22 protein-coding genes, 1 pseudogene and 1 riboswitch are annotated in these 24,487 nt (G+C 40.5%); of the genes and pseudogenes, 5 read left to right on the forward strand and 18 right to left on the reverse strand.

What is annotated here, in order from left to right:
• Position 1: 1 nt before the first annotated feature.
• Positions 2-592 (reverse strand): hypothetical protein, encoded by a 591-nt coding sequence (locus JCM16418_RS07735; RefSeq protein ID WP_036647372.1) that lies wholly within the window; start codon positions 590-592, stop codon positions 2-4.
• Positions 593-737: 145 nt separating this feature from the next.
• Entirely contained in the window at positions 738-1,397 is a 660-nt protein-coding gene (locus JCM16418_RS07740) for a M48 family metallopeptidase (protein WP_036647374.1), read from the reverse strand.
• Between the two features lie 224 nt (positions 1,398-1,621).
• Between JCM16418_RS07740 and JCM16418_RS07745 the strand changes: the two genes are divergently transcribed.
• Complete coding sequence (locus JCM16418_RS07745; protein WP_036647376.1) at positions 1,622-2,851, forward strand: aminopeptidase; 1,230 nt, start codon at positions 1,622-1,624, stop codon at positions 2,849-2,851.
• A gap of 68 nt (positions 2,852-2,919) precedes the next feature.
• Here the strand turns inward: JCM16418_RS07745 and JCM16418_RS07750 are convergent, their stop codons facing one another.
• The 3 genes from JCM16418_RS07750 to JCM16418_RS07760 form a co-directional block, all read right to left on the reverse strand.
• A complete protein-coding gene (locus JCM16418_RS07750) occupies positions 2,920-4,113 on the reverse strand; it encodes a cytochrome P450 family protein (protein ID WP_036647380.1) in 1,194 nt (397 codons plus the stop codon).
• Positions 4,114-4,253: 140 nt separating this feature from the next.
• Positions 4,254-5,348 (reverse strand): Gfo/Idh/MocA family protein, encoded by a 1,095-nt coding sequence (locus tag JCM16418_RS07755; RefSeq protein WP_036647381.1) that lies wholly within the window; start codon positions 5,346-5,348, stop codon positions 4,254-4,256.
• Positions 5,349-5,376: 28 nt separating this feature from the next.
• Positions 5,377-6,123, reverse strand: a complete 747-nt coding sequence (locus JCM16418_RS07760; RefSeq protein ID WP_036647383.1) for a sugar phosphate isomerase/epimerase family protein — start codon at positions 6,121-6,123, stop codon at positions 5,377-5,379.
• Between the two features lie 108 nt (positions 6,124-6,231).
• Between JCM16418_RS07760 and JCM16418_RS07765 the strand changes: the two genes are divergently transcribed.
• Both JCM16418_RS07765 and JCM16418_RS07770 read left to right on the forward strand, forming a co-directional pair.
• Positions 6,232-7,155 (forward strand): helix-turn-helix domain-containing protein, encoded by a 924-nt coding sequence (locus tag JCM16418_RS07765; RefSeq protein ID WP_052020123.1) that lies wholly within the window; start codon positions 6,232-6,234, stop codon positions 7,153-7,155.
• A 345-nt stretch (positions 7,156-7,500) separates the two neighbouring features.
• Complete coding sequence (locus JCM16418_RS07770; RefSeq protein ID WP_036647385.1) at positions 7,501-8,772, forward strand: MFS transporter; 1,272 nt, start codon at positions 7,501-7,503, stop codon at positions 8,770-8,772.
• A 159-nt stretch (positions 8,773-8,931) separates the two neighbouring features.
• On the opposite strand, the gene JCM16418_RS07775 is transcribed toward JCM16418_RS07770, so the two are convergent.
• The gene (locus JCM16418_RS07775; protein ID WP_036647388.1) at positions 8,932-9,438 is read right to left on the reverse strand and encodes a PCYCGC motif-containing (lipo)protein; all 507 of its coding nucleotides are present in this window, start codon (positions 9,436-9,438) and stop codon (positions 8,932-8,934) included.
• A 180-nt stretch (positions 9,439-9,618) separates the two neighbouring features.
• Between JCM16418_RS07775 and JCM16418_RS07780 the strand changes: the two genes are divergently transcribed.
• A complete protein-coding gene (locus JCM16418_RS07780) occupies positions 9,619-9,990 on the forward strand; it encodes an ArsR/SmtB family transcription factor (RefSeq protein ID WP_036647390.1) in 372 nt (123 codons plus the stop codon).
• 18 nt (positions 9,991-10,008) lie between these two features.
• Here JCM16418_RS07780 and JCM16418_RS07785 read toward each other — a convergent pair whose 3' ends face one another.
• The 9 genes and pseudogenes from JCM16418_RS07785 to JCM16418_RS07820 all read right to left on the reverse strand — a co-directional run bounded on the left by JCM16418_RS07785 (position 10,009) and on the right by JCM16418_RS07820 (position 19,280).
• A complete protein-coding gene (locus JCM16418_RS07785) occupies positions 10,009-10,704 on the reverse strand; it encodes a class I SAM-dependent methyltransferase (protein WP_036647393.1) in 696 nt (231 codons plus the stop codon).
• A 194-nt stretch (positions 10,705-10,898) separates the two neighbouring features.
• Positions 10,899-12,080 carry an NAD(P)/FAD-dependent oxidoreductase gene (locus JCM16418_RS07790; RefSeq protein ID WP_036647395.1) on the reverse strand — a complete coding sequence of 394 codons (1,182 nt, stop codon included), beginning with the start codon at positions 12,078-12,080 and terminating at the stop codon, positions 10,899-10,901.
• Positions 12,081-12,122: 42 nt separating this feature from the next.
• Positions 12,123-12,551 (reverse strand): DUF1641 domain-containing protein, encoded by a 429-nt coding sequence (locus JCM16418_RS07795; protein ID WP_036647398.1) that lies wholly within the window; start codon positions 12,549-12,551, stop codon positions 12,123-12,125.
• Between the two features lie 350 nt (positions 12,552-12,901).
• The gene (locus JCM16418_RS26840) at positions 12,902-13,840 is read right to left on the reverse strand and encodes an HAD-IC family P-type ATPase (protein ID WP_373280691.1); all 939 of its coding nucleotides are present in this window, start codon (positions 13,838-13,840) and stop codon (positions 12,902-12,904) included.
• Positions 13,841-13,857: 17 nt separating this feature from the next.
• Positions 13,858-15,162, reverse strand: coding sequence for an HAD-IC family P-type ATPase (locus JCM16418_RS26845; protein WP_373280692.1), 1,305 nt, complete (start codon positions 15,160-15,162; stop codon positions 13,858-13,860).
• 93 nt (positions 15,163-15,255) lie between these two features.
• On the reverse strand, positions 15,256-15,957 hold the full coding sequence (locus tag JCM16418_RS07805; protein ID WP_036647402.1) for a hypothetical protein: 702 nt from the start codon (positions 15,955-15,957) through the stop codon (positions 15,256-15,258).
• 125 nt (positions 15,958-16,082) lie between these two features.
• On the reverse strand, positions 16,083-16,460 hold the full coding sequence (locus tag JCM16418_RS07810; protein ID WP_036647404.1) for a rhodanese-like domain-containing protein: 378 nt from the start codon (positions 16,458-16,460) through the stop codon (positions 16,083-16,085).
• Positions 16,461-16,542: 82 nt separating this feature from the next.
• Positions 16,543-18,319 (reverse strand): annotated as a pseudogene (locus JCM16418_RS07815) (ABC transporter ATP-binding protein).
• A 73-nt stretch (positions 18,320-18,392) separates the two neighbouring features.
• Positions 18,393-19,280 carry a LysR family transcriptional regulator gene (locus JCM16418_RS07820; RefSeq protein WP_036647406.1) on the reverse strand — a complete coding sequence of 296 codons (888 nt, stop codon included), beginning with the start codon at positions 19,278-19,280 and terminating at the stop codon, positions 18,393-18,395.
• Between the two features lie 144 nt (positions 19,281-19,424).
• Between JCM16418_RS07820 and JCM16418_RS07825 the strand changes: the two genes are divergently transcribed.
• The gene (locus tag JCM16418_RS07825; RefSeq protein ID WP_052020124.1) at positions 19,425-20,345 is read left to right on the forward strand and encodes a DMT family transporter; all 921 of its coding nucleotides are present in this window, start codon (positions 19,425-19,427) and stop codon (positions 20,343-20,345) included.
• Here JCM16418_RS07825 and JCM16418_RS07830 read toward each other — a convergent pair.
• The 3 genes from JCM16418_RS07830 to JCM16418_RS07840 form a co-directional block, all read right to left on the reverse strand.
• Positions 20,322-21,305: a phosphotransferase enzyme family protein gene (locus JCM16418_RS07830; RefSeq protein ID WP_036647408.1), complete on the reverse strand. Its 984-nt coding sequence runs from the start codon at positions 21,303-21,305 to the stop codon at positions 20,322-20,324. The two genes, JCM16418_RS07825 and JCM16418_RS07830, sit on opposite strands and share 24 nt — an antisense overlap.
• 358 nt (positions 21,306-21,663) lie before the next feature.
• A complete protein-coding gene (nagZ, locus tag JCM16418_RS07835; RefSeq protein WP_242403747.1) occupies positions 21,664-22,908 on the reverse strand; it encodes a beta-N-acetylhexosaminidase in 1,245 nt (414 codons plus the stop codon).
• A 76-nt stretch (positions 22,909-22,984) separates the two neighbouring features.
• Positions 22,985-24,280: a voltage-gated chloride channel family protein gene (locus tag JCM16418_RS07840; RefSeq protein ID WP_036647797.1), complete on the reverse strand. Its 1,296-nt coding sequence runs from the start codon at positions 24,278-24,280 to the stop codon at positions 22,985-22,987.
• A 70-nt stretch (positions 24,281-24,350) separates the two neighbouring features.
• Positions 24,351-24,411, reverse strand: a riboswitch (Fluoride riboswitch).
• Positions 24,412-24,487 lie beyond the last annotated feature (76 nt).

Consider the following 24,487-nt stretch of genomic DNA (forward strand, 5'->3'; position numbering starts at 1 on the left):
TCTAATCATCTAATTCTACGTTTTGAATCTGCCCATCCATATTCACTTCCCACTCAATCTCAATGCCTTGCTTAAGCCCAACTTTATCTTTATCCTCAATTGTCACATCTTTAGGAATGGTTATGGTTTGTTTTCCGCCATGTTCGACTTGGACATCAACCGTGTTACCATTTGCTTTCAGAATAATTCCTTCATATTCAATATACTTTCTGCTGATATTTCCGTTAGGATCTGTAATCGTTTTAAGCTCCCCACCATCCGTTAGCAGCTCTACCTTTTTATGATAATCATTTTTTATGGATTCATCTTTAAGCACTTTTTCGATTTTAACACCTGCTGGAATCCCATCTTTATTTGATACCTTAGTATCAGAAGTATCGGAATTTGGGCTCGTTTGTTGCGGCGCTGATTCAGATGTTGTGCCATTCGTATTGGATTCTGAAGTTGACGGAGTTTCTGTGGAAGTATTAGATTGTGGTGATTCCGATTCTGCCTTCGTACAACCACTGAATATAATACTTATACACATTAACGTAAGAAGTACTAGATACATGTGACGTTGCCGTTGAGTTTTGCTCTTGTTAATTTTCATTGTGTCTCCTCCTGATGTTAAATTTAGATCCAGTTGGTACATTGTGACTTAGCTTTTACATATTACTTTAGCTTTATACGGTAATAGCCTCCATACAATGGAGGCGATATTAAATACTTTATTTATTTAAACGATTTACTCCAATTTAAAACGTCATAGAAGGACCATATCTTGCCAAGAAATGTTCCTTTTCCTTATAATCAGGCATGATGCTGCCTAGTCTTCTCCAGAATGATCGATCATGATTCATATGGGTCAGATGACATAGCTCATGGATGATCACATAATCTATAACTTCTATGGGAGCCATGGCAAGTCTATAATTAAAGGTGAGCTTCTTATCCGAACTACAACTTCCCCACTTGGTTACAGACTCGACAATTTCAATGCTTTTGGGTTTTACTTTCAATTGGTTTTGATATTTACTTATTCGTTCTCCTACAATCTTCTTACAGCTTGCAAAGTAGAACTTCTTGAGATTCCGTTTAAGTTCTTCCTCATATAATCCGTTAGTCTCAATTAATTCATGAAGAAAATACTCTTGTCCAAGGTGAAGAAATTTCCCTTTATCCTGATATTCTCTTTTCCTTGGAATTCCCATAGCTTTAGCCTCAGCAATCGTTCTTAATTTCTCAAGTATCCATTTTCCATGAAGTTCTACAGCATCTAAAATAAAATTTTCACTAGTATGCTTGGGAGCTTTGACGGTTATGAGGCCTACTGCATCGATATGAATCGAAAGCTTTTTTCGATTTCCATATTGAACATTAAAATTTATAATTTTGTTTTCCAATTCAATTTTCATACGCACCATCGTCTCTAAGAAGTTACTAATATTAGTTATTATATAACCACAACAAGTGCTAATTTAATAACTTCTTGAACATTTAATGATTTGAATTTAGATTATTACCTTATTTTTGATATCTTTAAGCGATTTAATGCTCTTTTGTCTATTAAAAATGAGTTTATTCCATTACCTATGTTAAAATTAAATACGCTTATATACATCTAGGAGGGAATATACTCATGAATGAATTTAATCTAATGTTAGACAAATACGCAGATTTGGTTGTTAAAGTTGGTGTTAACGTGCAGCCCGGTCAAGTTCTGATGGTTCAAGCACCTTTGGAAACTGTAGAATTAACTCGATTAATTGTTTCGAAGGCTTATAAGGCTGGTGCTAAATATGTGCAAGTGGAATGGGAAGATGAACAGGTTACTCGCATCCGTTATGAACAAGCTGCTGATGATTCATTTGGCTACTATCCCAAATGGCAGGCTGATATGATGGAACAACTTGCAGAGGGTGGCGGAGCCATTTTACATATTAAAGTACCGAATCCTGAACTGTTCCGCGGAATTGATTCCTTTAAGGTATCAACTGCTGTGAAGGCAGCTGCGGTTGCTCGTGAGAAGTACTCCCACTATACCCGCAATAATAAAATTAGCTGGTCGCTAATTAAAGCCCCTACTCAGGATTGGGCGAATAAAGTATTTGCTGACCTACCCGAAGAAGAGCGAGTTCAAGCGATGTGGGATGCCGTATTCCTCATGAATCGTGTCGGAAGTGAAGATCCTGTGGCCGCTTGGCGTGAACATATTACTCATTTGAAAAAAAGCCAAGAACATATGAATGCCAAGCGTTACAAGAGTCTGCACTACCGTGCTCCGGGAACCGACCTCCACGTTGAAATGCCCAAAGAACATGTATGGCTCGGTGGTGGCGCTGAAAATGAAGCTGGCGTGTATTTTGTAGCCAACATGCCTACAGAGGAAATCTACACGATGCCCCTTCGTACAGGTGTCAACGGTACGGTGACAAGCACACTTCCACTAAATCTAAATGGACGGTTGGTTGAAGGCATTAAGCTTACCTTTAAAGATGGTAAAGTGACTGCGTATGATGCCGTATCGGGTCGTGAGCATTTAACATCCCTTCTCGATACGGATGAGGGCGCCTCCTATCTCGGAGAAATGGCATTAGTACCTCATGATTCCCCTATTTCCCGATTGAACCGGGTATTCTATAACACAGGTATTGACGAGAATGCTTCTTGTCATTTTGCACTCGGTAGCGCCTATCCGGTAAACATCGAAGGCGGTACAAAGATGAGTAAAGAGGAACTGCTTGCCAAAGGAGCCAACGTTAGTTTAACGCATGTCGACTTTATGATTGGTTCGGCTGAACTGGAGATTGACGGTGAGCTAGAAGATGGAACAATGGAGCCGGTTTTCCGTAACGGTAACTGGGCTTAGAAGAAAACGAAGAAGCAGCAATCCTCCAGTGAGAATTGCTGCTTCTTCGTTTTTCATAGTATATTTTTTTATAAGAAAAGAGGTATTTCCTTCACTCCTCTTACGACCATGCCGGGTCTCCATTCAAGTTCATCCATATCCATTTGCAGCTTAATATTAGGGAAACATTGTACAAGGCTGCTGATTGCAATTTCACCTTCAAGCCTTGCAAGAGGTGCTCCAAGGCAAAGATGAATACCTTTTCCAAAAGCAAGATGCTGACTTTTTTCTTTTGTAATATCAAATTGCTCCGGATTATCAAATTTCTCCTCATCATGATCGGCGGAATTAAGTGCAATAATAATTAACTCACCTTTTTTCATTGCTTTGCCTTTAAATTCTATATCTTCGCTTACCCATCTTGATGTACTAAATTCAACAGGACCATTATAACGGAGTGATTCTTCAATTGCAGAATGAATGCGATCGGGTTCTTGAATAAGTAACTGAAGCTGCTCAGGATGCTCCAATAAAGCAAGGATTGTATTACCAATAAGATTAACAGTCGTTTCATGCCCTGCAACAATTAGAAGCATCACCACTCCATATAACTCCTGCTCCGTTAATTTGTCACCTTCCTCCTCGGCAATAATAAGCTGGCTAATTAAATCCTCACCCGGGCTTCTTCTTACAATTTCAAACCTTTGACTCAAGTATTGAAAAAATTCATCCATATGCTGATCTATCTCATCCGCAAAATCCCCATCTGGACCTTCAATCAAAGATGTGGACCAAATTCGAAATTTATCTCGATCTTCGGTCGGAACACCCAGCATTTCACAAATCACGATGATAGGAAGCGGAAAAGCAAATTCATTAATTAAATCTACACTTGTTTTGCCACTCCATTCATCTAAAAGCTCATCGGTAATCTCTTGAATACGTGTTCTCATTTCTTCTATCATTTTTACTGAAAAGGATTTTTGCACCAATCCTCGTAATCGTTTGTGATCTGGCGGGTCAGAGAAGAGCATACTCTGGTCAAAAGCAGTTCGATGTGCCATTTCATCTTCATTAAGTTTGTAGTAGTCCTTTACAAATCTTAGATCTTTCAATGCTTCTACAGCGTCTTCATACCTCGTTATCATCCACCCATATTGACCATCAGGAAAGAGGCATCTATAAATGGGATCTGTCTTCCTTAACTTTGCATACGTGAGAAAGGGGTCCTTTGTAAATTCTTTCGTAAACAGAGCGGTCTCTGTTGTATCGTTTGAATTCATGTCTTATTCTCCTCTCGAATAAAAGCAAGGATATAAAATGATAAATAATGGATATTATTCTATTTAACCTTATCCATTAACTAATTGCAAAAACAGACCTAAGACTAACGATGCCGTTCAGCCTCTCCAAGCAACGATGATCAATTAAAATAAACCGTTTTCCCTGTTTTCGCAGATTGGTAAATGGCTTCCAGTATTTCAGTTACGACGAGTGCTTGCTCAGGTAAAACAACAGGATCTGTATCATTGATAATACTCTCAATCCACAATCTACATTCTTTTCCTGCTTGAGTTTCAGATTTTCCGGCAAAATAGGCAACTCCGCCTGCATTTAACTCAGGTTTTTTAGTATATAAATGACCCATTTCTTCTCCGTTAATTCGTAGGCCATCCTTCATGTCTGCTCCACCCTCTGTGCCGCAAAGTGTAGCTTGCGCTTCACCTACATCGAGTGTATTCAGTGCCCAGCTTGCTTCAAGCGTAACCGTTGCTCCATTTTCCATCGTAATAAAACCAAATGCCGAATCTTCCACGGTGAACAATGCTGGGTCCCACGGACCAAAGGCATTCGCCGCATCCTTTTTGCTACCAAGCTTATGATATACATTACCTTTAACGCTTTTCACTTTGTAATTATTCATCAACCATAAGGTGAGATCCAGTGCATGCGTTCCAATGTCGATTAATGGCCCGCCGCCCTGCTCTTCCTCATTTAAGAATACGCCCCAAGTCGGCACGGCACGTCTACGAATAGCATGAGCTTTGGCAAAATAAATTTCGCCTAAATCTCCTCTTTCACATACTTTTTTGAGTAACAGAGAGTCTGGACGATATCGGTTATCGTAACCAATCGATAGCTTCTTACCGGTGCGTTTAGCAGCTTCGAGCATAGATCTTGCCTCAGCAGCCGTCTTGGCCATTGGTTTCTCACAGAGAACATGCTTACCCGCTTCGAGCGCATCGATCGTAATGAAGGAATGCGATTTATTGGGTGTGCAGACATGGATGACATCAATTGTGGTATCCTTCAAAAGCTCTTTATAATCCGTATAGATTCGAATGCCTTCTAGCCCAAATTTCTTAGCTGTCTCAACTGCGCGTTCTTCGACTATGTCACAAAAAGCAACCAATTCTACGTTGATCTGTTCGATCAAGTTAGGAATATGTTTACCATTCGCAATTCCTCCACAGCCGATAATACCAATTCTCAGTTTTTTCTCTGCATTCTGTGTCATAATGAACATTCCCCTTTGGCTTATTAATTTATAGAATTCCTCTTAAATACTGCAGGCTCATCTCAATACTTTGTAACTGTGGGAGCACAAATTCTTCTTGTTCTACCGTATACCAGCTCACATTGTAGTTCTTGGCAGCATCCGTAATCATTTGAAAGTTCATCATACCTGAACCAATCTCAATGTTCTGCTTATCCTCTTCGCTCTTCATATCTTTGATATGCAGCACTCTACAACGTTCCTTATATTTATGGATAAAATCGATCGAATGAAGACCCGCATGTTCTATCCAATATGTATCTAGCTCCACAAACAAATGATCAGGGTCAGTATGAGCTATGAGGATATCAAGTCCGTATTCTCCATCAAATTGTTGAAATTCAATATCATGGTTATGGTAACCAAACTGGATTCCATGCTCTTTGCAGCGTTCACCAATACGGTTGAAGCGTTCTGCTGTTCGCTTATAACTGTCAGCGCTTTCACGCATCTCTTCGGGAAGACCAGGACAGATAATATAAGGACTTTGAATCTCTAAGGAGTAGTTAATGGTTTCCATGAGCTTCTCTTCGAGCTCAGTAATTCCGATATGGCTTCCAGCAGCCTGTAATCCAAATTGAGCTAAAGCAATACGTAAATCTCTAGCAGATGTACCGAAATATCCGGCAAATTCCACACCGTCATATCCGATATTAGCTACTTTTTGCAAAGTTCCTAGAAAATCAATGTTCGTTAATTCCTTAATGGAATATAGCTGTAAAGCAATATTCGCCATGTCATTCACTCCCTTCCTGTTACAAATAAAGTTACCAAAAACAGAGGATAAGTAATACAATGAAGCTATTATAAAATATTAAATATTTGTCATTCGGAGAGTGTTAGCATGACGGAAGCTTACTTTGAATCCAACCGTTCACCCATGGGATCGATTCATTATCCATACGAATGCATGATTCAATCGAGTGTGGGAAGTCGCTGGGTCGTTCATCCTCACTGGCATATCTATATTGAGATTCTGTATTTCTTATCTGGACAAGCAAAAGTATTTCTTGGGGGAGAGTCCCATATCCTCAGTAAAGGAGATCTGATCCTGATTCATTCGCACGAAACACATTCTATTTATTCATTGGGTGTCGAAAAAGTGTCTTATGTAGTCATTAAATTTGATCCTGAAATTCTCTACTCGACTTCAAGAACCATATTTGAATCCAAATACGTACTGCCCTTTACGATGGCAAAATCAACGAATCAAAGGGTATTTACGGAACAAGAGATCATAGATACACCTATTCCTGCACTAGTTACTGAAATTTATGATGAATTTACTGCTCGGAATTATGGATTCGAACTGGCTGTAAGGACCTTGATCTGTAAAGTATTTTTATGGTTTTTACGCAAATCACAAGATCAGCAGCCCAACTGGGATATAGCTCATTCACTAAAAGAAATTGATTTCCAAATGCTGCAACAGGTCTTCGAGTACATTGATGAGCGTTACATGGACGATATTACTGCCGAAACGGCTGCACGTATGTGTAACCTAAGCTACAGCTACTTTTCAAGGAAATTTAAAGCGATCATGGGCAAGACATTTACAAACTATCTGAACTATATTCGAATTACGGAGGCAGAAAAATTACTGTTAACCACCGATTCCAGTATGACCGAGATCGCGCTTGAAGTTGGTTTTTCCAACTCAAGCTACTTCATTCAACAGTTCAAGCAATATAAAAACATCTCCCCGAGTCAATTTCGCAAAAAGATTACAGAGGAGAGTTCTGAATCTTCGGAATTAAACGTTGATTGAATTGATGCAACATAAACACCCTAGAGTGCCGCACTCCGCACTTTAGGGTGTTTGTGTTCAAGGTTTATTTTGACAGCACATCCTCAAGCCTCCCCACCCTAAGTTCTTCGTTTCATAGATTAGATGTACTTCAGAATCATTAGGTTCACGTAAATGTAAAATTATTTCGCTGACTATCGTTTTCCCAACTAATTTATTAATGAAATTGAAATTTAAAATGGAATTTTGTGATGCATTTGTTAATTTTTTAAATAAAATAATTTGTTCCCCTTCCCAAATAGTTCCCAGTGATTTATGTTATATGGAGGAATAATAATTAAACTATACATATTGGAGTGGTAATTCATGTCACATGCTAAAGCTACACACGGACCTCCCGTAAGCGGCAATTTATTTAAGAATCGATTTTATCAAACGATACTCATTTCCAATATATTTCTGCAAATCGGAATATGGGTCAGAAACTTTGCGATTCTCATGTTCGTCACGGATCAGACAAATAATGATCCCACATCGATCTCACTCATTTCTGTTGTTGAATTTGCTCCAATCTTTGTATTCTCTTTCATAGGTGGCGCATTCGCTGATCGATGGAGACCTAAGCGGACGATGATATGGTGTGACTTTCTATCTGCCCTGTCCATACTCGTCGTTCTTATTACTCTTCTCTATGGCTCATGGGAAACGATTTATTTAGCCACGTTTGTCTCAGCCATCTTGTCTCAATTTTCGCAACCTTCTGTCATGAAGCTCTTCAAGCAGCATGTACATCCAGATCAACTTCAACAAGGAATGGCAATGTTTCAATCTCTGATGGCTATTTTTATGATTTTAGGACCAACACTTGGCATATTCTCCTATCATCAATTCGGTATTAAAATTTCAATTGGAGTCATGGGTGTCGCATTCCTATTGTCAGCCCTCATTCTTTTCCGCCTTCCTGCGGATGAAGTTAAAACTGAACAGAATGACAAAGACACGATGAATTTCCGCAAAGAGCTCGCTGATGGTTTCCGCTATGTATGGCGGAGTCCCGTACTTAAAGTACTTGCAGCTGCATTTGCCATTGCTGGATTTTCTGTCGGAATTATCCAAACTCTCGGATTTTTCGTAGTTACAGAACGACTCGGACAGCCAAAAGAATTTTTACAATTTCTATTAATGATTAATGGTGTTGCGATGTTGGTAGGCGGAGCTTCTATCATGGTTATTGCTAAAAAGGTCTCTCCGCAAATTCTATTGGCGCTCGGGATGCTCATAAGCGCGATATGTATTGCCGGTATGGGGATTTCAACCAATATACCAATCACACTTGGACTTCAATTTCTCAACGGGTTAACCATGCCAGCAATTCAAATTGGGATTAATACTCTAATCCTTCAATGGACAGAGCAATCCTATGTAGGTCGTGTCAATGGTGTTCTAAGTCCCATGTTTATGGGAATGATGGTTATCATGATGTCATTATCCGGGATATTAAAGGGTAACTTTCCTCTCGTCGAGATATATGTTGTATCAGGAATTGTCATGTTGCTCGGGGCCTTGATTCTCGTTCCTATATTTAAACATAAGCCTGCTCCTGAATTAGCAACGGGGTCTGGTGAAGTAATGCATTAACGATATTCCCCAACAGTTAAAAAAGAGCCTTACTGAAAGCTTTCTGCTTCGGTAAGGCTCTTTTCTTTTTATTGCGTTGATAGATCCGCTGACTTGAATCTTTCCATCCTTGAACCAGGTTCTTATAAGCCCAATGGATGTGATCCTGATTATCAAACTTTATACAGGTTCCGGTGTAGGCGTTGGCTTCGCATATTGGCCATTGCCATAGGTCTGATCGATGATCGCACGTATTTCTTTAACGCTCTTCCCCTGTTTATGAAGCTCTGCTGTCGTCATCGTTGTATTCACACATACGTCGCATCGAGTTCCATGATCATCCCAAACGATGCTGCCATCAGGCTTTACTTCTTTAATGAAACAATTCAAATTACTGTTATGGCCAGCACTCTCTCCGCATCCACAGTAGCAAGGAATATTCACCAGTATATCTTTCACACTTGCAGCCGTGCTGTAAGCCGTCTGTAATATCTCAGGTTGCTGATCCAAAAATCCTGGTAGCTTGTCCGCTCCAGATGTAGTTTCTTGTAAATCTCCATTTGCAGCCGTTTGCTGTACATTATGAGTCTCCACCTCATGCGCTGCTTCTTCCTTAGTGGAACAGCCTGTTATCATAATGCTTGTCAGCATCAAGCCGATAACAGCCAAACGTGTCGATTGACGCAATATTGATCTCTCCTTTACCATGCTCAGATGTAGTTAGTATAACATGGCATTTTTCAAATGAGTAATTACTCATATGGCAATTTCTTAACAGTAATGATTCCGTTTAAGCCTTAATTTTGTTATAATAATCGATAACAGTCTTCATGTCTTTGCGAAGCCCTGACAGAAAGGTGATTACTAATGGAACAGTCTATAAATTCGGCTGAAGAATGTGAATCATCCTGCCTCGGTACCGATAGCGAATTGAGCAAAATCAAAGATCGTTTGATCGATGATCAGTCGGCCATACAGGTAGCAGATTGGTTCAAAGCCTTCAGCGATCCTACCCGTGTTAAATTAATTCACGCCTTGCTGCAGCAGGAATTATGTGTACATGATTTAACAACCCTTTTGAGTATGGGACAATCGGCCATTTCACATCAATTACGGTATTTACGCAACTTAAGAATTGTGAAACGCCGTAAGGATGGCAAAACCGTATATTACTCACTTGACGATACACATATTGAACAAATTTTTCTACAAACGTTACAACATACGAAGCATGAATAATGTAATTAAAGGACAGCCTTAGTGGCTGTCCTCTCGTTTTTTCCCATACATCACAACAAAATTATAGTACTTATACACACAATCGACATCATCAAATCCAACGTCCTGTAGCCAGTTCAATTGTGTTTGTAACGGAGTCATTCGATCAATCTTTGTTCTTTCATAAGCGGAATCTTTTTCTTCTCTAGATAAGCTACTCGCTTCTACTTTACTCTTCCAGTCTCCCCTATACATCATATCAATTGCTTCAGTATGGCCTAATACTTGATCTGCATTAATGAAAACACCGTTTGCCTTCAAGTTTAACAACGTGTTTTTGTATAATTTCATTTTATCAGAATCGGACAAATGGTGAATTGAAAGTGCTGAAACGATCAAATCATACTTATCAAGTGCTATGTAATTTGTGTAATCATCCAATACATAATTCACATTAGAGTATCTTGCCAGCCTCGATTCTGCAACCTCCAACATTTTTGAAGACAGATCAATAAGTGTAATCTCTGCCTCAGGGTACTTCTCTAATAGGAGTGAGGAGAATAAGCCTGTCCCAGCGCCCAGATCTAATATATTAGGACGCTTCACACTTGTATCAGCAAGAGAAACGGATGTCTGATAAAAGTCATTAAAACACGGGATAAGCTTTCTTCGCTGAGCATCATAGGCATATGCAACTTCGTCAAATTTGCTGCTTACTTCATTACGGCCATCCATCCATCCCACCTCCAATGTTTAAAAACTTTCTTATTCTCATCTTATGCATTTTCGACTTATTCGTAAAATATATTAATTCTATAAGTTTTATAGATCCTTCCTATAAACATAACTGTAATCACAACACAAAAAAACCCGTTATCTTCACTGATGTGAGGGTAACGGGTTTTTCAATATTTATATACCAGTAATGATTAGTATGCCAGAGCAAACAAACCATGAATGTGAGACAGGTAACGAATGTTACTTGCTTCTTTCATGAGAGATGCAGGCAGACCTTTCAGTTTGGTTTGGCTTCCGCCAATTGTACCGATGGCATCTTTTCTTCCCAAGCTTCCCAGTGTACCTGAGTTTACAAGAGAGAATGTATCCATTGGAGCGTTTTTGAAGAAAGCAGACAAGTTGTATCCAATAACTTCACCCATTTGCCAAGCAAGTTGTGCAGTAGGTGGGAATGGACGTTCTGCTCCAGCAGCAAATACGACTGCACTGTCACCAGCTACAAATACTTCAGGATGTGAAGTTGATTGTAGGAAGCTGTTTACAGTAGCACGACCGCGGTTTACTTCAATACCACAGTTAGCAACAACAGAATTTCCTTGTACGCCACCTGTCCAAATCAGAGTGCTTGTTTCAAGCGTGCTTCCGTCTTTCAGGGAAACCGTTGAACCTTGCATTTCTGTAATTGCAACGCCAGTCAAGAATGTTACACCACGTTTTTGCAAACTTGTTGTAGCACGCTCAATCAGTTCAGGAGCAAATCCCATCAAAATAGATGGAGCTGCTTCTACGCAGTTAATTGAAATTTCTTTGAAATCAATACCTTTTTCACGGCAAAGACCTGGCAACATATCAGCTAATTCACCAACTAGCTCGATACCTGTCAATCCACCGCCACCTACAACAAATGTTGCATCGGCTTTGTTTTTCGTTTTGAGATACTCATCCAAGCGAGCACCAATATGTGCATGAATGCGATTAGCATCATTAACAGATTTCAGCGTGAAGCTGTGCTCTTGTAGACCTGGAATTCCAAAGAATGCCGTTTCACTACCCAAAGCTACTACGAGTGCATCATAGTTAAGGGAAGAACCACTTGAAAGAACTACACGTTTCTCATCTGGAAGAATTGATTCAACGGATGAAATCACCAAATCTACATCTTTACCACGTAACAGTTTATCAAGTGGCAATGCAACAGCTTTCTCATGTAGGTTACCTACAGCTAAGCGATGCAATTCTGTAATAATTTGGTGAGTTGGAAAACGGTTAACAACCGTAACTTTAGCATCTTCAGCAGACAAGTGTTCACGCAAAGACAATGCGCTCAGCAAACCACCGTAGCCGCCACCTAATATCAATATATGCTTTGACATACTTATCCTCCATTCTTGTTTCAGCTTACCTTTAGTTTTGAATTATTGACGCTTAGCTTGGATATCCAGGAAAGCTTGAACGAAGCGAAGGCTCTTCTGAACCTGCGGATCTTTAAGCATTTTGAGCATACCAAACAAACCGACTGAGCTTGTGTCCACTTGTGCACGATCGCCTGCTTCAATAGCAGCTGCAGCAACACCTTTGGCTTTCTCTGTGATCGGTTTAACAAATTCTTGCATTCCGCCCTTAAGATCTTCAATCAATACCTGATCCTTGGAAACGCTTTGAGCTAAATCAAATGCTTTAGTCATTACTGTAACCATTTCTGCCAATTTCGGAAGATTATCGACCAGAATTGTTAAGGACTCCTGTACCTCTGGCTTCATCAACTGATCAAGAACATCTGGGGTTTCCCGCTTCTCAGCTTGTGGTGCAGCTGTACCTTGGGATTGAGTGGATATTTCTGACATAAGCTAACGTCCTCCTTTGCAATGAAATAGAAGCCCGTCTATTTTTCGTTGCCTAACGTTCACATGAATTCCATTAAAAATAACGAGCGCATCATAATAATTGTAACGTTTTTCACATAAAAAAACAAAAGTTCATTAGAGAGTGAATAACGAATCCTAGGGCGACTTCTTATATAAATGGAATGGGAACAGGTCGAAACGGAACTCTATATGAGTTCATTATACCCCTTTCACTCCTAAAAGAAAAAAACAATTTTTTACACATATGATAAAAATGATTTATTAATCGAAATTTCTTTTAAGAAAAAAGAAAAAAATCCGCCGTTTATAATGCCCGGCGGATGGTAATCTTATTTTAATTTCAATACACGCATTGCATTCAAGACAGCGATAATCGTAACACCGACATCTGAAAATACCGCTTCCCACATCGTCGCAATACCGAATGCTCCAAGTAACAGAAACACTCCTTTAACGGCAAGGGCAAAGATAATGTTCTGCCACACGATTTTGCGAGTACGTTTGGCAATGTGAATTGCCGTATATATTTTAGAAGGCTCGTCGGTCATAATTACGATATCTGCGGCTTCTATGGCTGCGTCAGATCCAAGTCCACCCATCGCGACACCTACATCTGCTCGTGCCAACACAGGTGTATCATTAATCCCGTCACCCACAAATATAATTTTCTCTTTCCGTAATTTCTGCTGGTCGATCTTCTCAATCTCTTCCACTTTATGTTGCGGAAGAAGTTCAGCATGTACTTCGTCAACTCCAAGCTGCTTACCAACAGATTCGCCGACTGCCTTGGCATCACCTGTTAACATAACGATCTTCATTCCCAAGCTCTTCAATGAACTGATCGCTTCCGCTGAATCATCCTTCACTTCATCCGCAATGGTAATATAACCGGCATATTCTTTGTTTACACTTACGTGAACGACCGTACCAACGGCATTGGGTTCTTCATAAGAAATATTTTCTTTCTTCATCAGCTTCGTATTACCCGCAAGGATTTCTTTGCCCTGCACCTTTACCTGAATACCGTGCCCTGATATCTCATTGTAATCTTGTATATCGGACTCATTTATATCTTTGCCATATGCAGTACGGATAGATTCAGCAATGGGATGCGTTGAATGTAGTTCAGCAAAAGCCGCATATTCCAGCAATTGATCTTTACTTATGCCGCTCTGCGCAGGCTTAATGTCTGTTACTTTAAAAGCACCCTTCGTCAACGTACCCGTCTTATCAAAGACTACGTATTTAACGTCATTTAATGCTTCCAAATAGTTGCTACCCTTAATCAATATACCAGCCTTGGAGCTGCCCCAATACCACCGAAGAATCCAAGCGGAATCGATACGACAAGTGCACATGGACAAGAGATAACAAGGAATATAAGTGCACGATAAATCCAATCCGAGAACGTAGCCCCGCTTATAATAAGTGGGGGTACTAGTGCAAGTAATAATGCAACGATAACAACAACTGGCGTATAATAACGGGCAAATTTAGTGATGAAATTTTCCGTAGGAGCCTTTTTGCTGCTCGCATTCTGAACCAATTCTAATATTTTTGAAACCGTTGATTCACCGAAATCCTTAGTAACTTCAATCGTGAGTACACCATTCTTATTAATAAAGCCGCTGAGTACATCCTGACCGGCTTCAATTTCCCTCGGTACAGACTCGCCTGTGAGGGCTGAGGTATCAACCATGGAGCTTCCTTCCGTCACTTTACCATCCAAAGGAATCTTCTCACCTGGTTTTACGACAATATAGTCCCCGATCTTTATTTCTTCTGGAGCAACCCGCTTGGTATTAGAACCCACTTTCAAGTTAGCATAATCTGGACGCAGATCCATCATTGAACTAATGGATTTACGAGAACGATTGACTGCTATACCTTGGAACAACTCACCAATTTGGTAAAAGAGCATAACGGCTACGCCTTCAGGATATTGTCCAACACCAAAGGCACCAATCGTAGCCAGTGACATCAGGAAATATTCATCAAAAACCTGTCCTTTAACGATGTTCTTTACAGCTTGAAGAACAATATCTCCACCTATGATTACATAAGCTACTAAGAAAATAGCCAATTCCCAATAGTTTGGAAGTGAGGTGAACATTGCGATTGCAGTTAAAACAGCACCAATGCCTAATCGAATCGACATCCTTCTGGTACTTCCTGCTCCATGATCATGGGTGTGACCATGGCCTTCTTCATCATGATTATGACCTTCATGATTTTCATGTGAATTTTCAGGTTTATCCTGAGCATGCTTGTGAGAGCCTATATCGGCATGGTCTTGCTGATGATGTACAGACACATTATTTATACCTTGGCTTGCTCGATTCGCGTCTTTTATGTCCATCACTTTGACTTGAGGCTCTAAAGTTCTAACCTTCTTCTTAACCTGCATTATCAATTCTTCATTATCGTTATCTGTCATTTCAAAGGTTAACTTCTGGTTCACAAAATTTACGGAGCAAGAAGTGATTCCCTCCATCTTACCTACGCCATTCTCGATTTTCTGTGCGCAGCTGGCGCAGTCTAGTCCATCCAGTTGCAACTCGCGTTTTGTTGTTGCGGCTGCTTTTCCCATATAACTGCCTCCGATTCAGAAAAAAATATAATATGAGCATATGTTCATATATAAACTTAATATGCTCATTATATTCACTTTACTTCAAAGTTGTCAATGAATATGTCCCTTATTTTCGCCTATTATTTTAGCTGTAAGCGTAAGACAGATCACCAACATTAGAAGCAACTGTCTTAGCGTAAGCCCAATCCATAATGAGTCCGGTTCGTGTTTCAATAAAGAGAGGACAAATAAGCCAAGACAATAACCCAGTATCGTTATCAAACAATTCTCGTTATGTACTTGATACACGCTTTGAGCCTCTCTCTGCTCCTTAGAGTTCCTATATTGGACAAAGATCATTACAGCTGCCAGTATAAAGTTACCTACTGCATATACTCCTCCATTTTGGAAAAGCAGTTTCAGCAAGTGATACGTACCGTTCGATGCAATAAACCAAGTTATTGCGGGTGATACATAGAATAACCAATCTTGTCCCAGCTTGCGTGTCTTCATAGTAAGCATAACAAAGGCATATACCCCTGCGAGCACCCAACCATTCGTTCCGCCCGTATAGAACAACACTAACTTAGGCTCATGAATTATGGATGAGAACTCAAACAAGATAGCGCTACATTTCCAGATTAGAATACTACATAATAGCGTGGTCGCAAGATCATCCAGAAGAAGTTTTCGATACACGGTAGCTGAACGTTTCAGCGAGATATTCGTTACAACATAACCTATAAGTACCGTAATGATTATCGACAGCAATTGCCATTTAACCATAAAGGGTCCGATCGGTATAACTTCCATATATGTATTAACCTCCACATATTCATTTTGAATAGCCTGTCTTCATTGTTCGGAAACTAATTTTCAGCTTACAATATAAAAACAACCCTAAACTCAAGTGAGTCCAAGGTTGTTTTACATTCAACTTACGATAAGCAGGGAACCTTGGAATCACGCAGTGCATACAAATGCGCAAATCCGGATTTCTTAAGAATTCGAGCTGCTTTTTTACTTTGACGGTGATTATCCGCTAATATAAGCACTGGCTTATCTGCGGACAGCTCCTTATTCGATAAGTAAGGAAGTCGTCCTATCGATATATTAACTGAGTCTGGAACATGACATTTTTGATAATCAACAGAATCCCGAACGTCCAACATTTGATACGACGTGGTGAGTTTTGATACATTCAGCTCCACCTGATCAGCTTGTTTAGAATCTACATATGCCAATCCTCGTACCGGCAGAACACTACTCCATATAACCCAGCCCACAGCAACGAATACAATGAGCAGCCATATCATAACGAGTCCTCCCTTATACTAACTTTGTATCTAATTTAGATACCCCAAAGGGTATTATAAAATTTTAGGAGCTTATTGTCAATTAAAGATCTACGCTAACAGATACATCTTCTTCCTGATCCGCGATACGAAGCTGTTGATTCGCAAATTCCTGATACAGCGTATGGGATCGTAGTAATTCCTGATGCGTACCAACTCCAGTTATCTTGCCTTTCTCTATAAAAAGAATTTGATCCGCGTCGACAACCGTCGATAATCGGTGTGCAATAACCAGTGTCGTACGCCCCTTCATCAAATTCTGTAATGCCTTTTGCACAAAAACTTCAGATTGGCTATCCAGACTTGAAGTAGCCTCATCTAACATTAATATGCCCGGATTACGAAGCAGTGCGCGTGCAATAGAAATTCGCTGACGTTGACCGCCAGATAATTTCATTCCCCGCTCTCCGACTTCTGTTGCATATCCATCGGGCAATTCATTGATAAATATATCCGCATAAGCCATATATGCTGCATGCTCAATTTCTGTATCACTTACCTCTCGATCCATACCATAGCTGATGTTATCCCGAATGGTTCCAGCTATAATAGGACTCTCCTGCGGTACGTAGCCAATCTGACTCCGCCAAGATTGAAGAGAAAAATCCTGAACATTGTCAGTTCCAATCATCATCTTACCGCTTTGAGGAATGTAGAATCTTTCGATAATGGAAAAGAGTGTTGTCTTCCCTCCCCCACTTGGGCCGACCACAGCAGTTACTTTTCCAGATTCTAAAGTAAAGGAAACATCCTTGAGTACTTCTTCACCCTCCGTGTATGCAAAATAAACATGCTCCAACCGTATGGTTTGAGCAGCGTTCGTTAGAGTCTTCCCTTCATGGACATTTTCTTGATCATCGTTCAAGATACTCACAATCCGCTCTGTAGCTCCTACAGCTTTTTGCATTTGAGTGAAAAACATCGTGATTTGATTCATCGGGAGAATAATCTGCACCAGATACAGAATAAAAGCAACCAGATCTCCAGCAGATAAAGCACCCGTTGACACTCTCATACCGCCATATCCAATAATGAGTACCATTAATCCCATCATTACAAACGAAATAATCGGTCCAATAAACGCTTGAATTTTTCCTTCCCTGATACCTAATCTTAGCAAAGATTGTATGGAACGTTGCCCCGTAACAAATTCTCGACTTTCGGCATTTGAAGCTTTAACCAAACGAATTTCCGATAGTACCTGATTCAGAATCGTTGTAAATCCAGCAGTTTCATCTTGTAAACTGCGCGAAAGTTTGAGCATTGTTCGTCCCAAGGGGATGATAACCGCAGCAGTTACAGGAATCGCCGCCAGCATAATCAACGTCATTTTCCAATCGAGCAATAACAATATAATGATAGCACCTACCATTGAAATTACACCATTAATGAAACCAGTGACATGTTCAGAAACGAGACCCTTCAATATAGCCGTATCATTGGTCATTCGACTAATAGTATCTCCGGTCCGATGCTTGTCGTAATAGGGAATCGTAAGTTCAAGTAGCTTTTTCCAGAGTCTCTCACGGAGTTTAGCTACAACATCTTGTCCCAACCGATTAAGTAAATAAATGGAGACGCCTCCAGAGAGCGCAGAAGCTACAAATGTAGCGATAAGTATAACGACTTGAATCGGCTTAATAAGAGCTTAATGAGAAATCATCCACCAAATTTTTTGTGAGTAGAGGAACGACTAGACTCACAAGTGTGGAGATAATGCCTAGTGATAATGCAATAGCTAATAAACCACGAGAAGGCTTCGTCTGACGGATTAACCTTAGAAATGGCCGCCAGTTTCCGGCTTTAGTTTCTTCTTTCATTCTAACGATTCTCCCATCCTATGAAGTCAGTTGGTCGGAACAAATATGGATATCATGTAGCGGGAGACAAGGTCTATCTTAATTCCTTCCTCCACGTCTTCAGCCACTCCTTGGTGCATTCAATGATTGTACGGGTTGCTGGAGATACATTCTTCGTTGCATGAATGGCAATACCTAAAGAACGATAGCTATGATCCTCAAGTTCAAGTGCAATGACCTGATTCGTTCTACCCTGCAAAATCATTTCTGGCAAAATACTAATGCCCAGCCCCTGCTCAACCATTGCAACAATGGCATAATCATCTGCTGCCTGAAATCGAATATCTGGTTTCACTTTGCCTTTACGCAGAACCCGCCGCACATCATAGTCACTGCCATCCTTAGGCATGATGAAAGGCTCACCTACGATTTGACTATATTGAACCTGAGTTTGATCATGGAGTCCATGTTCTGGGGATACAATGCATAACATCCGGTCCTTCTCTAGTGGGATGACATCGAATGAATCTAAGGTAGGCAGTGAAACGAAGCCAAAATCAATTTCCCCATTCAGAAGCCATTCTTCAATTTCATGATAATCTCCCTCAAATAATTTAATTTCTATGTGAGGATGATCTTCTAGAAACTGACTGATGATACCTGGCAACCATTGCACAGAAATACTGGTAAATGTTCCGATCCGAACCGTCCCCCGCTCCAAGCCGTTGATGGCGGCTGCCTCTTGTTTGATCTGTTCCTGAATATGCAAGATGTCCCGAATATATTTTAGAATATGCTCTCCGTTATCCGTCAAACGTACACCAGCTCGGTTCCGTGTCAGGAGAGAGAAGCCTAATTCCGTCTCCAGACTCTGGATGGCATGACTAACGCCGGATTGGGTCAGGCCCAGCTGTTCAGCAGCTTTTGTTAAGCTCCCTAATTCAATTACCGTGTGGAATACCTCATATTTATACAGACTCATTAGCTTCACTCTTTTACATTAATATATTTCATGTTAATCATTAAAAACATTCAATTTTCTTATTCTAACTTTACACGTATACTGATTCAGGCGTAATGGCAGAGAAATACATATCATTATAGCAAAAGGCTGGTAAACATCCATATGAAACAATACAAAGCAGATTTAATTATCCTAATGATCACCTTATTCTGGGGATCTTCTTATCTATTTATGAAAATGGGTCTAGATTCCGTCGAACCTTTCAATCTGATCGCACTCCGTTTCGGAATAGCCTTCATTATATCAGCAATCGTGTTTCACAAACGCTTACGGACACTTGATCGCCAAACGGTGAAGCATTCTGCTCTGCTTGGATTGTTTCTATTTGGTGTATTTGCCTCGATCATGATTGGTTTGAAAAGCACCTCTACTTCGAATGCTGGTTTCTTGATGAGTCTCACCGTGATCTTCGTCCCTGTCATTTCTGCAATATTTCTAAAAAACAAACCAGACAAGCGTCTGGTTTGTGGTGTGGTTCTTGCTCTTACTGGCATCGGATTTCTCACCTTGAAATCAAGCTCTGCACTTCATGTTGGCGATTTATGGTGTATCCTAGCTGCTTTATTATTCGCTATACATATTATATGGACAGGCCGCTCTACTAAAGTAGCGGATTCACTAAATCTTGGTATCATCCAGCTTGGATTCGCAGGAGTATTCGGCCTAATCTTCTCCATTATCTTCGAGACGCCACATTTACCTGTTACATTGCCTGGCTGGACATCCGTTCTTGTGCTTAGTATTGTATGCAGCGCAATTGGGTTCATTCTTCAAGCGATCGCCCAGCAATATACGACTCCAACTCATACGGGACTGATCTTTGCTCTTGAACCCGTAGTAGCTGCACTGATTGGAATCATATATATGCATGAAACATTATCGTTACAAGGTTACATTGGGGCGGGCTTGGTGTTATTAGGTGTCACCATTTCGGAATTGAAGTGGTCATGGCTGCCTGCGTTTACTCGCAAAAAAGCTGCACATCCTTTTACACCAGATTTAAATCTGCCGTCCGAACTCTAACGAATTTTCCTCCAAGCTTTCTTTCAGTCTTTCTCTTAGTTGTAATAGCCATTCAGGTTCATGGTCCCACTTTTCCGCCATGGATCTGAGTTTACGAGTATATCCATATACATTAGCAAATCGCCTGCATGCTGGAACAATAGCTGCATCTTCCTCTGAAATATCGTATTCTGTAAGATAACCGTCCATAAAACATTTCTTTTTATCTTCAAGTAGATTGGGCTCCATGCAATCCTTTAAGCTATTCAATGCCTGTTCAATATCCATCGCATACCAATGATACATCGCATCGTCGAAATCAATGACGTTACAAGATGAAGATTCTTTATCATAGAAGACATTATCATACTCAAAATCATAATGGATAAGACCGAAATTACGTTCTGTAATCGGCGTCGCTGCAAAATATTCCTGGAGTAGACCAGCTTCCTTTAAAGCAGCTGTTTCCTCTGGGAAATCAATCAAGACATCCTGAATCCATCTTAGAACATCTCGATAGGACCATCTCATATTCTCCGAAGGTATGTATACGCTTGAAAGCTGATGTAATTTCCCTAACGCCTTGCCATAGTTAAACACAATATCATCACTGAAATCGGTCTGGTTTAACTGGACCCCTGATACACGTTTAAATACTGAAGCATAGTATTCACCCCAAGGTGTTTGTAACTCAAGTAGTTCTCTTTGATCTCTGGACGCTACAGATTCTAAGACCCCGTAACCTTCCTTTCGTAGGTAAGATATGAAATCAAGCTCTGCTAATATATTTTCTTTACTCTTCTCTGAAGTCGGTGCAAATCGTAAGAGATGGGTATACCCCTTGATTTGAAACGGATAAATGGCATTGGCGGAAATTCGATAATACTTAAACATCTCGATAGATTCTGGATCGAACTCCCAATTATTTAGAACCATCTTTGCTAAGTCTTCATTCGTAAACAGATATTTCAATGATAACAAAAGCCACAACTCCTCATTTTTTGGGGTCACTTCAAAGATTTAGGATCTTGCGTGATAGCTTCTTTTCCTGTTGTGGGGCACTACGGGTACAAATTATTCCTCCCATCGCTCTTGTGAGTTAATCTCTTGAAGATGTTTAGTTAATGGTTGAAATTAGATCATAAAGGCGAGCGCTACCGCTTGTCCGGAAACGCTTTGTCCCCTCCGCTACATTGTGCATATCCATCAATACTTGCTTTGGGAACATCCCCTACTTTTTCTAGAGAAAAAGCCCACAAGACTATGTCTGCGGACTACACCATCTATTCTAATAGAACTATATCTCACAGTGGCCTATGAAACAAAGGATCATTTTATTTTAATGATTTAATCCGTATTTCTTTAACAAATTACGAGTATCTGACTTAATAGATGTAACGTCAGGTCCAGCAGCCAGCTCATTATTTATACCATAAGCCTGTTTAAGTTTAAGTATGGCATATACCCTGTTATTAAGTACATCTTCAGAAAGCGTGCCATCACTCACTGCTTTGCGTAGCGCAAGAATGGCTTTCTTCTCTTTCTCGAATTCATGCCCAACGAGTACGATGTTGCCCCCAGCTAGAATTGCCTGTACAGAAGCTGTTTCAATGCTGTAATTCTGTTCAATGGCTCCCATTGTCATATCATCTGAGATTACAACTCCTTGAAAACCTAGTTCCCCCCGCAGTAAATCTGAAATAATCGCCTTTGAGAATGACGCAGGTTGCTTCGCATCAAGTTTAGGCATAAGTAGATGAGCGATCATCACGACTTCAGCTTTCTTCTTAATTGCATCAATAAAAGGAACAAGCTCAAGCTTACGTAATCTTGTAATATCATAATTCACAACGGGAAGTCCTAGATGCGAATCCACCGAAGTATCACCATGTCCTGGAAAATGTTTGACGACCGGAACTACATTTTGAGAACGTAAGCCTTCCATCGTTGCCATACCAAGTTTACTAACTAATGCTGCATTGTTTCCGAAAGAGCGGTCACCAATAACCGGATTCCTGGGATTACTATTGATATCAAGCACAGGAGCAAAGTCCATATTTAGACCAAAGCCTGCAAGTTCACGGCCTAGAATCTCGCCAATGCCTTTGGATAGATCTTCATTGTTCACTTTACCGATCGCCCGACTTGTAGGTAGCTTAAAGAACTCCTCCGGCATACGAGATACGCGCCCGCCTTCTTCATCTACACTCATCCATAGTGGCACAGGATTTTCCCGATTTATGTTTTTAATTTCATTCATAAATTTGAGCGCCTGCTCTGTATCCTTGATGTTGCTCTTGTAAAAAATAATGCCGCCTACTTTATATTTTTGAATCAATGTAGTCGTGTTTGGGTTGACCTCAAGTCCATCCACACCAACGAGCACTAACTGGCCTATCTTCTCTTCAACGGTCATTTGACTCAGTTTCTCTAAGGCAGGATCATCAGGAACAGGATTCGGATTGGGTTCCGATGGAGGCGGTGTAGATGACGTATGATTCGTATTGGTGTTCGCATTATTTGGTGTAGCAGGCTCCGGTGTTTGGGACACTGCATTTTCACCACAGCCTGACAGTATGGTCACAATCCCTAAGATTACACAGCATAGTTGTGATAGCCTCTTCAATGAAGGTTCATTCCTCTCTTAATGACTCCGTTAGTTATGGGAGATCTTTTTTATGCTTTCTCCGAATTTCTCCAAGTGTACTATCTGCTGGTACTATGAAGTGATGGCTTTTGGAAATCCCAATATACTGAGATGTATATATACCACTATAACCTGAGAACACATATGTAATCACACAAACCATAAACATGTAAATCGCCGGACTTGATCCAAATAACTCGATGCCTAATATGAAACAAGCAATGGGTGTATGTGTAGCTCCGCAAAATACGGCAATTAATCCGAGCGCAGCTAGAAAAGGTGCAGCTAGATGCAACCATCCTGCTAGAGCATTTCCCATCGTGGCACCAATGACAAAGAGTGGAGTAACCTCTCCTCCTTGAAATCCGCTACCTAGTGTTACTGAAGTGAATAACAACTTCCATAAAAAAACAAAGGGTGATACGTCATCATGTAATGCATCGTGAAGAAGTGGCAGTCCAAGACCTAAGTAATCCCGTGATCCCACGATCATAACGAGACTAATGATGATCAGACCTCCAGCAGCACTTTTCAGCACAGGATTCCTGAATACGAATGCAAACCCCTTTTTCATCATATGTGTTAGTTCACTGAATAAGATGCTCACAAGTGTAAACAATAGCGCAGCGATAACTACCTTGACCACTACCATCCCACTTAACGCAGGAGCATCGATCACAGGATACTTCATATGCTGGACTCCCCATAACTCAGTGGTTACGAGATGGCCAACAAAGCTCGCTGTAAAACAAGGTATAAGCGCTTCATAACTTATGAAGCCAATCGCAATAACTTCGAGCCCAAAGACCGTACCCGCAAGCGGTGTTCCGAATACCGAGCCAAATCCCCCACTAATTCCGCACATAAGGAGAATTTTACGATCCACCGAATCAGCCTTAATCCATTTCCCAAAAACTTCAGATAGACTTCCTCCCATTTGAATAGCTGTTCCTTCACGGCCCGCTGAACCACCGAATAAATGAGTAGCAAGCGTTCCAATTAACACGAGCGGAGCCATCCTTAAAGGTATCGTTTCATTCCCACCCTCATGAATTTGTTCCAAAATTAAATTATTCCCTTTGGCACTATTCTTTCCCAATTTCAAATACAAATAACTAATCAACGCACCGCCCACAGGCAGTAAATATAATAGCCAAGGATGGGATAGCCTCTCATCTGTCACCCACTCAAGACTGGTAAGAAAGATCGCAGAGGCACTGCCTGCAAAAATTCCTACTACTGAACCTAATATGATCCATTTGAGGAAAGAGCGAATTAATGCTGAATATAATAGCTGTGCTGATTTCATGATATGTGCAGTACCCCATTTCAACAACAATATAATATAAAATAGACCCCTACCAGTGGATAGATTCTCTTCCCCGGTAGGAGTCATTAGCCACGAAGGCAGTTATGGCGAACTCCATCGCCTTTCTTTATCGCATGAACGAAATAGATACAAATATTTTATATGAAAGAAGCTTATTTAGTCAATGTGAGGATGGTTAAATCGGAA

Source organism: Paenibacillus pini JCM 16418 (assembly GCF_000576305.1).
Taxonomy (GTDB): Bacteria; Bacillota; Bacilli; order Paenibacillales; family Paenibacillaceae; genus Paenibacillus_AQ; species Paenibacillus_AQ pini.